Raw genomic sequence first — 11,875 nt, forward strand, 5'->3', positions numbered from 1 at the left:
GAGTGGGGTGGCGGGGTTACTTCAGGGCATTCACCAGTTCATCCACGCCCACCTCGTTGCTGTAGGCTTTCTTCAGCTTGCCAGTGGCGTCGTACACCAGCACCGTTGGTGCTACAGAGTAGCCGAACACGTCGTCGAACACATACTTCGTGTCGCGCACCCAGTAGGCGGGCAGCGTGGTTTTCGGCAGGTACGTCTTCTGGAACTGCTGCACGTCGGCTGCTTCGCTGATGGTCACCCACAGCAGCTGGGTTTTGCCCAGTTTGGCGCCATCTGCCGCCAGCCATTTGGCCTGTGCCTGGCAGTGGTCGCAGAAGGGGTCGTAGTAGATTACGATGGTCGCGTAGCCAGGCTTCAGCTGCTGGCGTGTCAGCTGTTCCTGTTCCTTCCCTGCTTCAGCACGCTGGAAGCTGAAGGCGGGCAGCTGTGCCGCATGGGGCTTGCGCTGCTGGGCCACGGTGGTGCCAGCCATCAGCAGGATGGCCATCAGCAGAAACAGTGCAGTACGAATCATCTGGTTCTTGTTTGTGTTACGCATGCAAAACTAGGGCCGAATTCCTTCCCTCCTTAGCTTTGCACGCAAATTCAAACCCGTGGAATCTACAAACATCCTGACTCCCGAAGCCAAGTCGGCGCTCTTCGCCGATATCTATGTCCGCCTCGAGGAAGTGTTCCATTCCTCCATGCCCGCCGACGAGAAGCTCCATTTCCTCTGCAACATGCTCCGCAACGACGTCCCACACTACGACTGGGTGGGTTTCTACATGGTGGATCCCAACGCACACCGCGAGCTCGTTCTGGGCCCCTACGCCGGCGACGAAACCGACCACGTACGCATCGGCTTCGGCCAGGGCATCTGCGGCCAGGCTGCCGAAACCCATAAGAACTTCGTCATTCAGGACGTCAACGCCGAGAGTAACTACCTCTCCTGCTCCATCCATGTCAAGAGCGAAATCGTGCTGCCAGTGTTCCTCAACGCTGAGTTCATCGGCGAGCTCGACATCGACTCCCACATCGTTGGCCCCTTCTCGCCCGAAGACGAGCGGTTCCTCGAGAAGGTCTGCACCCTCTGCGCCGCTGCCGTCGAGGCCGTGCGCATGGCCTGATGCCCTGAGCGTCAGTTGCGGGCGTCCACGCCCCAGTTCAGCCGGTTGCGCAGCGTACTGAAGTAGCTCCGCGATTGCAACTTCACCAGATTGGCCGTGAACGGACACCGTTTCACGGCCAGTTCGGTGCTGTCGGCTATCAGTTCGGTGCGGTTGTCAAGCGCCACCAGTGCCTGCCCGCTCCGGCTCTCTATCTCAAAGGAAATCACGCTGTTGTCCGGTATCACCATCGGCCGCACAGTCAATGAATGTGGCGCTATCGGTGTTATCACAAAGCTGGCCGTCTGCGGCGAAAGAATGGGCCCGCCACACGCCAGGTTGTAGGCCGTACTGCCCGTCGGCGTGCTGATAATCAGCCCGTCTGTCCAGTAAGAATTCAGGAACTCCCCGTTGATGAACGTGTGCACCACTATCATCTCATTGGTGTTCGCTTTGTGTATCGTCACCTCGTTCAGGCCAAAGTTATGGCCCTCGAAAATGGCATGTGGCCGGCTCTCGATAGTCAGCATCGCGCGGGCATCCAGTTTCCAGCCGTTGCGCAACAGGTCGGCGGTGGCCTGCTTCAGTTCAAACTGGCTCACGCTGGCCAGAAATCCCAGTCGTCCGGCGTTCACACCCAGTATCGGCACCTGAAGCTCGCCTATGAAGCGCGCAGCATCCAATATCGTTCCGTCGCCGCCCACCGAGTACAGAAAGTGGCAGTCGCGTATCTCCTCCCGCCGCTCAAAGGTCTCAATAGCGTCGCTGGGCAGCGCCCCCAGTTCATGCAGGCTTTTCGCATAGTCGGCGTGGATTATCACCCCCAGTCCCTCGGCCCGCAGATACAGCAAAAAGTCGCGAAGGGCTTCGTAGTTGGTGGTTTTCGTCACCCGGCCGAACAGGGCTATTTTCATCGGAGCGCTACAGAGAGGTTCAGGAGGAAGCCAAATCGGCCGAAGTTGTTCTGCACAGCCTCGATCCGCAGTACGTTGTCGTAAAAGTAAGGAACGTCCAGCCCAACGCCATACCCGATCAGCGCACGGTTTTTGTACGTCGGGTCCAGGTTGTTGTACGTGTGGTCCTGGGCTATGCCAATGTCCAGAAAGGCAAAAGGATAGATGCCGAAAGGAAAGTCGCGGAACTGGCGTGGCAGCTTCTGCCAACTTACAATCTTTCGCTCCACCACGGCGTACCGCAGTTCGCTGCGCGCCGTCGCCACAAACGAGGCATCCACCACATAGGTGTCGAAGCCGCGCACATTGGCCTGGTTCAGGTAAAACTTTTCGGGGTAGGGCACGTTGCGTCCTGCCAACCACAACACCTGCGCCCCAAAGGCCGAATACCACCGCGTACGCTGTCCCAGCGGGTGGTACCGGAAGTATTTCGCTTGGAATGTCAGAAACCGTGTGGTTGACAGCCCTTCATAGCCGTTCAGCCCCATAATCGCCTGAAACCGTCGCCCCCGCAATGGAAACGCCCGTACGTCGCGCGAGTCATACCAGAACTCCACTTCCAGGCTTGCATACTGGTCGTACGTCCGTCCAGGCGATGAAAGATATACCGCTGTGCTGTCAAGCACTCCGTCACGTATCCGCAAAGAGTGCCAGCCCGCCGTCACCACTATCCCGTGGTTCTGCGAGAAGCGCTTTTCAAGTCCCGCTTCCACCACCAGTGTGCGTTGCAGGGCAGCTCCTGTCTCTCGGATCCGCAGAGGTACTCCCTCGCGGGTAGAATAGATCAGTTCATCGTTTTCGCCATAGGCAAGCCCGGTTCGCAGCCCTATCAGCTTCTCCGGAATAAGGAAGGGCCGTACATAGCCAAAGCTGTAACGCCGCGAGAAGCCCGCCGTGATACGCAGGCCCAGTTTGTCGTTTCGGCCGGTAAAGTTGTTGAAGGTTACCCCACCTCCATAGGTTGTTCGGTTCAGGCTTGGCCGTTGCAACCACTCAATGATGGTCCGCTCTTCGGTCTTCAGGTACAGCTCTGGCCAGATATACCACCGCTCGGCTACCACAAACCGCAGTTTCAGGCGGGTCCCCTCCAGCTCATAACTCAGCTCTACTTTGTTGAACAGATTGGTGTTGTATACCAACTGCTGATTGCGTTCCAGTACTTTGGGCAGGTCGACCAGGCGTATGCTGTCGCCAATACGCACGTTCAGCTCGCGTATCAGATACCGCTCCCGGGTGCGCTCCAACCCAGTGAACAACACCGAATCCAGCACTACCTGTCGGCTGCTGTCGCTGACAAAGAGATGAGCCTGGGCCTCCGCATTGGGTAGGCTATTCTGTGCGTTAAGTCCAGCGGGCAGCCACAGCAGTAGCATCCACCAGAGCCTGCAGGTCGCGTGCAGCCTGCTCAGGGTCTTCTGCACAGCAGAACGCCGACAGAACCGCCACTCCATAGGCTCCAGCTTCCAGTACCGATACAAGTGTTGATGCGTCAATAGAGCCGATGGCAATTACCGGGAAAGGACTCAAGTTACACAGCCGTGCCAGCCCGTCCAAGCCCAGCGGCGGCAGGCCGGTATCTTTGCTTTTTGTCCCAAACACCGGGCCAACGCCTATGTAGCTCAGTGGCAGGTGCCGCACGGCCTCCAGTTCGGCTTCATTGTGTACGGTAGCGCCAACAACAGCATCGGCTCCCAGCAGTTCCAGTGCCAGCGCGGGGCTCGCGTCGCCCTGACCCACATGTAAACCCCGAGCGCCGATTTCTAAGGCTACATCCAAATAGTCGTTGATAATCAGCCGCGTTGTCCCGTGGGCCAGTAGGCATTTGATGTCTTTCAGTTCTGCCAGATGTTGCCCCCGGTCAAAGCGCTTTTCCCGGTACTGAATGGCATTGGCACCTGCGGCTTGGGCGGCTGTCGCCAGTTGCAGATGACTGTGCCGGGTTTGTATATGGGTGTCGGTCAGCAGGTGCAGACGCGGCAGGGCGGACAGGTTCATCAGCCTCAGACGTTCAGGAAGCGCATCAGCCCCTCGTAGCGGTCATCATTCCCATCTGACTGGCGGGTGTCGGTGAAAGTGTAGGACACCGTGTAGCCGTAGCGCTCGAAACTCATCAGTATCTGCGTCACTTCTGTCACCGAGAGTTTCAGCGTCACATACAGCGCCGTTGTCTCCGGCACGTTTGAAATATTCAGACTCAGAATGGCCGCGCCATTACTCTCAACGATGTCTGCAATCTGCCGTAGCTGATAGGCATGTCGTGGGACTTCCAACACCAAAATGGCACCAGGCTCACTGGCGGCAGCAAGTTCGCCAATGAACTTCAGCAATTCTTTCCGGCCAATGGATCCCTGGTACTGCTGGTCAAGGTTCAGCACCGGTACCACGGCATTGCCTGTTTGGGCGGCAAGGCTCACCGCATCCAGCGCATGCTGGGTATTGTACACAAACGAACCAGCTGCAGGGTACATGAATGCGTCAATAACCACTGCGGCGTCATTCAGCGTGACAGCTCGTTGCAAAGCCTCCGCCGATACCAGGCCCAGTAGTTCACGCTCTTCTACCACAGGCAGCTGTTCTGTGAAATGCTCGCGCATCAGCGCCAGCACCTGGGTGCCTGCGTCCTGGGGCCGGGCCTCCGGCAGCGTAGGGCTGATAAGCGTTTCTGCTAGCATCTTGTGGTTACGACGTAACGAATCGGTCGAAGGTTTAGTTTGTTAACCCATGTTGGCGGTCCAGAAATTCCCGCGCAATCACATTGAACACACTCGGTTGCTCCATCATCGCAGCGTGCCCGCAGTGGTCTATGAAGTGCAGTTCGGCGTGCGGAATCAGCTTTCTGAATTCATGCGCAACATATGGCGGCGTGATATTGTCGTTCAGCCCCCAAATGAGGCAGGTCTTCATCTTCAGCTTTGGCATCTGGTGCGCCATGTTCATCCGCTGGGCTTCCCGCGCAATGTTCAGAATGCGCATGGCCGCCAGCCGGTTGTTCACGATGTCAAACACCTCGTTCACCAGATCTTCCGAGGCCGTCTTGGGATCCCAGAAGGTAAATTCTATCCGCTCGCGGATGAAACTCCGGTCGCCACGCCGTACGAAGCCAACTCCCATACCTGCTTCAAACAAGCCCGAGCTGCCCGTCAACAGTAGCGACTTCACTTTGTCGGGGTGTGCCAGTGCATACATCATGGCCAGGTGCCCACCCAGCGAGTTGCCCACTACGGTCATGTCGCTCAGTTTCATGTGCTCTACAAACTCGTGCACAAATTGCACCAGGCCATCCAGCGTCGCATCTCGGCGCGTCGGCGTGTAGATGGGCAGCAGCGGTATCAGCACTGTGTAACGGTCCGAGAATGCGTCCAGCATGTCGTTCCAGTTGCTCAGCGCACCAAAAAGACCATGCAGCAGCAGCAGGTTGGGGCCAGTGCCCTCCCGGATGTAGTCAAACCCGCCATCATGCCGTATTGTGAGTTCCATCGGGTGCAAAGTTCGCAATTTCCGGCTTGGTCTGCCTAGACTTTTGTCGGCCACTCAAGCGAAAACAGCCAGTCTCCTTGCGGGCTGGCTGTTTATGTTGTGTTAAGGGCAGTATCAGAGCAGCATCCGCATTGGATTTTCCAGCAGGTACTTAAGCGTCTGCAGGAATTCCGATCCTACGGCGCCGTCTACTACGCGGTGGTCGCACGAAAGCGTTACGCGCATTACCTGGCCCACACGGATGGCGCCATCCACAACTACCGGCTGTTCGATGATGGCTCCTACAGCCAGAATGCATGCATCCGGCGGATTGATGATGGCCGTGAACTCCTCAATGCCATACATCCCCAAATTGCTGATCGTGAAGGTGTTGCCTTCCCAGTCGCTGGGCTGCAGCTGTTTGTTGCGTGCTTTGCCAGCCAGGTCGCGGGTTTCCAGTGAAATCTCCTTCAGGCCCTTGGCATCGGCGTTACGAATAACTGGCACCAGCAAGCCTTCTTCTACGGCAACGGCTACACCCACGTTCACCTGCTTGTGGAAACGGATGGTGTCGCCGAGCCAGCTCGAATTAACCTTTGGGTGCTTGCGCAGCGCTACGGCACAGGCTTTTACCACGATGTCGTTGAAGGAGATCTTTACGTCCTTTTCTTCCTCGTTCAGCATTTTGCGGAACGCGGCGGCCTTGTCCATATGGATCGGCATCGTCAGGTAGAAGTGCGGCGCACTGAACTTGCTCTCACCCAGGCGGCGGGCAATCGTCTTGCGCATCTGCGACACTACTACTTCCTCATACTGGGCAGCGACGGGTGCTGTTGCGCCTTTGGCAGCGGGTGCGGCCTTGGCGTTTTCCAGGTCCTTCTTTACGATGCGGCCGTTTTCGCCAGTGCCCTGCACCTGCTTCAGGTCTATACCTTTCTCGGCTGCAATCACTCGGGCCAGCGGTGAGGCCGATACCTTGCTCGTTGTTACCGCATCGAGAATAGGAGCATAACCCGACCGCGGCGAAAGCGCACCCGGAGCCAGATTCGTAGGCTCGGGCATCCGAACAGGGGCAGCAGGGGTACTCGTCGCCACAGGAGCCGTCACCACGGGCGTTGCAACGGGTTCAGCTGCGGGCGCCACTGCGGGTGCAGCCCCAGCGCCTTTGTTCTTGTATTGGGCAATAATGCCGGATACATCTTCGCCGGGCTTGCCTACGATGGCAATCAGCGCGCCTACGGGCACAGAACTGCCAGCGGCTGCGGCAATATGGAGAAGGGTGCCGTTGAAGTACGACTCCAGCTCCATCGTGGCCTTGTCGGTTTCCACCTCGGCCAATATCTCGCCAGATTTTACCGCGTCGCCTTCCTTCTTGAGCCAGTTTACGAGGACACCTTCGGTCATCGTGTCGCTCATCTTCGGCATTTCAATGATCTCTGCCATGCGGGTGAGTTGATGCGTTGGATGGTACAGCCAGAAACCCCGGCTGGTTGATGAGCCGCAAATCTAACAGAAAAGCCGCTATCCAGCGGCATCTTTCCCTCTACTAGTTCTTTCTCCCTGTGTCCATTTGTTACTTATTTTATCGCTTGTATGAAATAGACTTTTTTGCTGATTTTGAATACTTAACAATCTGTTGGTTCAATTTTGGAGTCTTAATTAACGCTTCACATCGCCTATGAGAAGACTATTTACAACTCTCGTGGTGTGCTCGTTGGTTTCTCCAAGTCTATTCGCGCAAAGCGATTACAGAAACAGGGACCAACAGGCTACAACCCAGACTGATCCTGTTCGACAGATTTCCGGTAAGGTGCTCGACTCTGATGGTCAGCCGCTCATCGGAGCTTCTGTTTCAGTGGTCAACAAAGCTAGCGGACAGATTGTTGGGGGCACTTACACCAATTCGGAGGGCGCATTTGCAGTCTCTGTCGACAATCCCGCACAGTATCTGCTCCGCTTCAGCTACGTCAACTATAAAGACGTTAACGTCGCGGCAACGGCCAATTCCTTCAACATCACACTCCAGATGGATGACAACCAGTTGGAGACTGTGATTGTAACAGGCTATCTCACCACTGAGAAGAAACTGTCTACAGGCTCAGGCGCGCTCGTCAGCGGGTCTGCCATCCGCAACCAGCCCGTTCAAAGCTTCGACCAGGCCCTCGCAGGACGCGCCTCCGGCGTCATGATTTCTGCCGCTCCGGGTCTTAACTCACCTCCGGTTATTCGTATCCGCGGTACGGCTTCCGTTAACGGTGGGGTAGGCCCACTCATCGTTGTTGACGGCGTAATCATCGAAAACGGTAACATTTCCGGTAACCGCTTCCTCCCCAATAATGCACTGGGTGGAATCAACCCCGCGGATATCGAGACCATCTACTTCGTGAAAGATGGCGCTGAGGCGGCCCAGTACGGTTCTCGTGCTGCCAACGGGGTGGTGGTAATCACCACCAAGCGTGGTAAAGAGGGGGCTGCTCAGGTCTCCTTTGAAAGCTGGTTCTCTACCGAGCGGATTGCACGCAAAATGGAAGTCCTCAATGCCGAGCAATACATGCGCATTACCAACCAGCGCTGGAAAAACACGCCGGGTGCCGTGACGGAGCCTGCTAAGCCTTCTTACGACATCAACGGCCGTCTTGTAGACACCGACTGGTCTAAAGAGTTTTTCCAGAACGGCTTCGGACAGAACCACACCCTCACCATTTCGGGCGCAGCCAAGGGCGGTAACACCACTTACTATGCGGCCTTTACAACAGGCGAACAGTCTGGCATTATTCAGACGACCCTCTTTCGCCGTAACGCAGCCCGTTTGAACCTCGACCACAAGCTGAACAATTGGCTCAAAACGGGTTTCGCTGCCAGTTATGCCAGCATCTACAACCAGGGTAATTTCATTGCTATATCCCCCGGTACGGTTACTGCTACCGCCAATGCGGCGCGTATGGCTTGGGCGATCCAACCCAACGTGCCCGCTTACAACAGCGACGGAACCCCGCATGTCAGCTCAAATGGTCTTAATGTGGGAAATGGCAACAACGTCCTCCCGGCTCTCAACCAGCCATGGACGCACCCATACTATGACCGGAATTTCAACCGATACAACACCCGCGATGCCCGCATTGTGGCGAATGGCTATCTGGAAATAACCCCTCTTCCAGGGCTTTCCATTCGCTCGCAGTACGGCCTCGATCAGAATACGGTGCTGTCTGATGAATACAACAACCCATATCACGGCGTTTTCAAATTCCTCAATGGCTACATTATCAGCCGTAGCTCGTTGTTTGATACCTGGCAGTGGACTAACTCAATCCGCTATGGGCGTATCATTGCTGAAAAACACCGGGTTGACATTGGCTTCTTTTCAGAACATTACCAACGCACTTATGCTCAGGTTAACGCCTCCGGCTCTGACGTAACAGATCCTTTCTACGTCAACCTCGGCTCAAGTGCCTTCCGTACGCCTGCCGCTACCAGTTCCAATTCCCGCCAGGCTGTTGTATCGTATTTCGGTACGCTCAACTACACATACGCCGATAAATACATCCTTGCAGCTTCACTCCGTCGAGACGGACTTTCTAACCTCCCCGTGAACTCACGTTGGGGTACCTTCTTCGGTGTATCTGGTGGCTGGCGTGTAGGCGAAGAGGCCTTCTGGAAGAATGCTTCGTTCTCCAGTTGGTTCAACGAGTTTAAACTCCGTGGCAGCTATAGCCGTGTCGGTAACGCTTCGCTACCTGGAGGGGCCTACACTTCATTTTCACAGTGGGGGAGTGTGCTGTACAACACGTATGGTGGTCTCGCTCCACTCCAGCTGGCAAACGGCACCCTCAAATGGGAAACCTCATTTGTTACCGATTTTGGTATCAACATGGGCTTCCTCGGCGATCGCTTTTCGCTCAGTTTCGACTGGTATCGCAAAGAGAGTGATGAGCTGGTGCTCGCCAACCTCATGCCTCCCTCGGCAGGTATCCCCAGCAATGTTATTTTCCAGAACATCGGTAAAATCCGCAACCAGGGAATCGAGCTCGAAATCACTGGGACCATTCTCGAAAGGGGCAAGTTCTCCTGGGTGTCTACCCTCAACTACTCGACCCTCCAGACGCTGGTGGTTAACCTGAATGAAAAGAATGATGACATCTTTTCTTCCAGTACGTCTGCGGTTGGGCCCTTTATACTGCGGGCTGGTGGGGAGTTTTCCCAGTTCTTCCTCGTGCCTTACGAAGGCGTGAATCCCGAAAACGGCAACCCCATCTACCGCCGCGCCAATGACCAGCTCGTCCAGTGGGATACCTACACCGCTACATGGCGCGATATGAATGGTAATCTGGCAGCCGCCATCAACGCTGCCGACCGCCGTGTAATGGGCCGTACCCAGCCTACCTATTTCGGCGGCTGGCAGAACACCGTAAAGTATGGCAGCTTCGATCTTTCCTTCCTTATCCGTTTCAGCGGGGGTAACTATGTTTTCAATGGCTCGCGCCAGACCCTCATGAACAACAGCGGGTGGAACAACGGCACAGACGTGCTCAATGCCTGGTCTCCCGACAACAAAGGTGGCTCTGAGCCCCGTCTGGTTGCCGGGGCCTATGCCACAAACGTCCTCTCTGCTGGCGGTCAGTCTACCTCTCGTTTCCTTGAGAAAGGCGACTACGTCCGCATGCAGAATCTTACCCTCGGCTATACCCTGCCTACTGCATTCGTACAGAAGGTCAAGCTGTCCAGCGTACGCTTCTACTTCATGGCGCAGAATCTCTTCCTCATCACTGGCTACCGGGGCGTAGACCCCGAAGCCGAGCGAAATGGCGACGTCGCCATCGAAAGAGGTCTGGACCAGAACTCGATGCCGCTCTCTCGTTCTTTCACTCTTGGCTTTAACGTCACCTTCTGAGTTCTATGGCTATCAAGAACATAATCAAAAGCACACTCTGGGCGGTGCTCGTGGCTGCTACCGTTACCGGCTGTGATGGCATATTGGACCAGGCACCCATCAACGCGCTCAATGACAAAGTCATTTTTCAGGATGCGACCCGCGCCGAGTCCGCCCTCATCAGCGTATATGACGGCGTGCAGAACAACCAGTTCTACGCTGGTCGTGTACAGCTTTATGGTGACATCATGTCGGATGTTTTTGAGAACGTCACCAACAACGGCTCAACCGCGCTGTCGGTTTACCGTTTCACCAGTGTCTCCAACAGCAGCGAGGTAGAAAACGTGTGGACTGCCGCCTACCAGGCAATTGGCCGGGCGAATGTGGTCATTACCGGGCTGGATAACAGCGCTGGGGTTCCCGCGGATAAGTCTACCCAGTTCCGTGCGGAGGCACGCTTCCTCCGGGCGCTGTCCTACTTCACCCTGATGACCTTCTACACTAAGCCGTATAACCTTGCGGCCGATGTTAACACCGAGCTTGGCGTTATTCTTTACACCAAACCCGAAAATGGTGTGCCTCAGCCACGGTCCAGAAGCTCTATCAAGGCTTGCTATGACATGATCCTTGACGACTTGAATTTCGCCGTAGCGAACCTGCCCATGAGTCATGGGAGCGCCAGCGCCAGTGCACAGCGTGCTACCACAGATGCCGCACGCGCACTCCGCATGCGTGTCTACATGAGCATGAATCGCTGGGACGATGTGATTGCTGACGGCCAGATTTTGGCTCCCGCTGGTCTGGTTACGCCCGGTGGCCGTAGGCTTGTAGCTGCCATTACAACCCTGCCGACGTTCAACTCGGAAACTCTGTTTTCGATTCCCCACGCCAGCAACGATGGGCCAAACACCCAGAACCACCTGCCAGGTTTCTACAACCCTCCTGCACTGGGTGGTGCTGGCGACTACTTTGTCGCCGATACACTCGTGAATGATGCCCGTTGGTTGGCTGGAGATGCTCGTCGCACCACGCTGCTCACCACATCGGGTGGTCTTACCTGGCTCATTAAGTACCCCAGCGTCAACCCTCCCATTAACTGGGCTCCGGTTCTTCGCTATCCGGAGGTGCTCCTGAACTATGCCGAAGCACTTGCTCGTAAGTCTGGCACCATTGATGCTACCGCGCTAACCCTGCTCAATGCAGTACGTGGTCGGGCGGTTAATCCTCCTCATCCAGCCCCACCATTGGATTATACTGCTGCCGACTTCGCTACCCAGGACGACTTCTACGATGCAATCCTCCTGGAAAAGAAGATTGAGCACCTGGGCGAAGGCCTCCAGATCTACGACATCCGTCGCCTGGGGCTGTCTTTCCAACCCAAGGATGATCCTATCGGTGGCTTTACGCCACTGGTGGCCCCTACAGATACGCGTTACATCTGGCCAATTGCCAACTCCGAGATTACCCGCAATCCTGCCTGTCAGCAGAATCCGCAGTAATCAGGTGCAGGCAGT

General features: G+C 56.0%; 10 protein-coding genes. 3 read left to right on the plus strand and 7 right to left on the minus strand.

Going from position 1 to position 11,875, the window contains the following annotated elements; genetic code table 11:
* Positions 1-16: 16 nt before the first annotated feature.
* Positions 17-538 (minus strand): TlpA family protein disulfide reductase, encoded by a 522-nt coding sequence (locus AC2D8O_RS06385; protein ID WP_484677963.1) that lies wholly within the window; start codon positions 536-538, stop codon positions 17-19.
* 55 nt (positions 539-593) lie between these two features.
* On the opposite strand from AC2D8O_RS06385, the gene AC2D8O_RS06390 reads away from it, so the two are divergent.
* The gene (locus AC2D8O_RS06390; protein WP_484677964.1) at positions 594-1,106 is read left to right on the plus strand and encodes a GAF domain-containing protein; all 513 of its coding nucleotides are present in this window, start codon (positions 594-596) and stop codon (positions 1,104-1,106) included.
* A gap of 11 nt (positions 1,107-1,117) precedes the next feature.
* Here AC2D8O_RS06390 and AC2D8O_RS06395 read toward each other — a convergent pair whose 3' ends face one another.
* From AC2D8O_RS06395 to AC2D8O_RS06420, 6 genes are all read right to left on the minus strand, one after another.
* Positions 1,118-1,999: an NAD kinase gene (locus AC2D8O_RS06395; RefSeq protein WP_484677965.1), complete on the minus strand. Its 882-nt coding sequence runs from the start codon at positions 1,997-1,999 to the stop codon at positions 1,118-1,120.
* The gene (locus tag AC2D8O_RS06400; protein ID WP_484677966.1) at positions 1,996-3,411 is read right to left on the minus strand and encodes a BamA/TamA family outer membrane protein; all 1,416 of its coding nucleotides are present in this window, start codon (positions 3,409-3,411) and stop codon (positions 1,996-1,998) included. The genes AC2D8O_RS06395 and AC2D8O_RS06400 overlap by 4 nt, the downstream gene beginning before the upstream one ends.
* Complete coding sequence (gene thiE, locus AC2D8O_RS06405) at positions 3,380-4,033, minus strand: thiamine phosphate synthase (protein WP_484677967.1); 654 nt, start codon at positions 4,031-4,033, stop codon at positions 3,380-3,382. Before thiE ends, AC2D8O_RS06400 begins: the two co-directional genes overlap by 32 nt.
* Positions 4,034-4,038: 5 nt before the next feature.
* Positions 4,039-4,710 carry a CBS domain-containing protein gene (locus AC2D8O_RS06410; RefSeq protein WP_484677968.1) on the minus strand — a complete coding sequence of 224 codons (672 nt, stop codon included), beginning with the start codon at positions 4,708-4,710 and terminating at the stop codon, positions 4,039-4,041.
* Positions 4,711-4,744: 34 nt separating this feature from the next.
* Positions 4,745-5,515, minus strand: a complete 771-nt coding sequence (locus AC2D8O_RS06415) for an alpha/beta fold hydrolase (RefSeq protein ID WP_484677969.1) — start codon at positions 5,513-5,515, stop codon at positions 4,745-4,747.
* A 114-nt stretch (positions 5,516-5,629) separates the two neighbouring features.
* Positions 5,630-6,937 (minus strand): pyruvate dehydrogenase complex dihydrolipoamide acetyltransferase, encoded by a 1,308-nt coding sequence (locus AC2D8O_RS06420; RefSeq protein WP_484677970.1) that lies wholly within the window; start codon positions 6,935-6,937, stop codon positions 5,630-5,632.
* Between the two features lie 235 nt (positions 6,938-7,172).
* Here AC2D8O_RS06420 and AC2D8O_RS06425 point away from each other — a divergent pair, with 235 nt between their 5' ends.
* Both AC2D8O_RS06425 and AC2D8O_RS06430 read left to right on the plus strand, forming a co-directional pair.
* A complete protein-coding gene (locus AC2D8O_RS06425) occupies positions 7,173-10,382 on the plus strand; it encodes a SusC/RagA family TonB-linked outer membrane protein (RefSeq protein WP_484677971.1) in 3,210 nt (1,069 codons plus the stop codon).
* Between the two features lie 5 nt (positions 10,383-10,387).
* The gene (locus tag AC2D8O_RS06430) at positions 10,388-11,860 is read left to right on the plus strand and encodes a RagB/SusD family nutrient uptake outer membrane protein (protein WP_484677972.1); all 1,473 of its coding nucleotides are present in this window, start codon (positions 10,388-10,390) and stop codon (positions 11,858-11,860) included.
* The last annotated feature ends 15 nt before the right edge of the window (positions 11,861-11,875 follow it).

The organism is Pontibacter sp. T17, assembly GCF_057219875.1.

Excerpts from the sequence above, each read along its gene's own strand:
- AC2D8O_RS06385 (WP_484677963.1), bottom strand. The coding sequence starts at position 538 with ATGCGTAACACAAACAAGAACCAGATGATTCGTACTGCACTGTTTCTG.
- AC2D8O_RS06395 (WP_484677965.1), bottom strand. The coding sequence starts at position 1,999 with ATGAAAATAGCCCTGTTCGGCCGGGTGACGAAAACCACCAACTACGAA.
- AC2D8O_RS06400 (WP_484677966.1), bottom strand. The coding sequence starts at position 3,411 with ATGCTACTGCTGTGGCTGCCCGCTGGACTTAACGCACAGAATAGCCTA.
- thiE (WP_484677967.1), bottom strand. The coding sequence starts at position 4,033 with ATGAACCTGTCCGCCCTGCCGCGTCTGCACCTGCTGACCGACACCCAT.
- AC2D8O_RS06410 (WP_484677968.1), bottom strand. The coding sequence starts at position 4,710 with ATGCTAGCAGAAACGCTTATCAGCCCTACGCTGCCGGAGGCCCGGCCC.
- AC2D8O_RS06415 (WP_484677969.1), bottom strand. The coding sequence starts at position 5,515 with ATGGAACTCACAATACGGCATGATGGCGGGTTTGACTACATCCGGGAG.
- AC2D8O_RS06420 (WP_484677970.1), bottom strand. The coding sequence starts at position 6,937 with ATGGCAGAGATCATTGAAATGCCGAAGATGAGCGACACGATGACCGAA.
- AC2D8O_RS06425 (WP_484677971.1), top strand. The coding sequence starts at position 7,173 with ATGAGAAGACTATTTACAACTCTCGTGGTGTGCTCGTTGGTTTCTCCA.
- AC2D8O_RS06430 (WP_484677972.1), top strand. The coding sequence starts at position 10,388 with ATGGCTATCAAGAACATAATCAAAAGCACACTCTGGGCGGTGCTCGTG.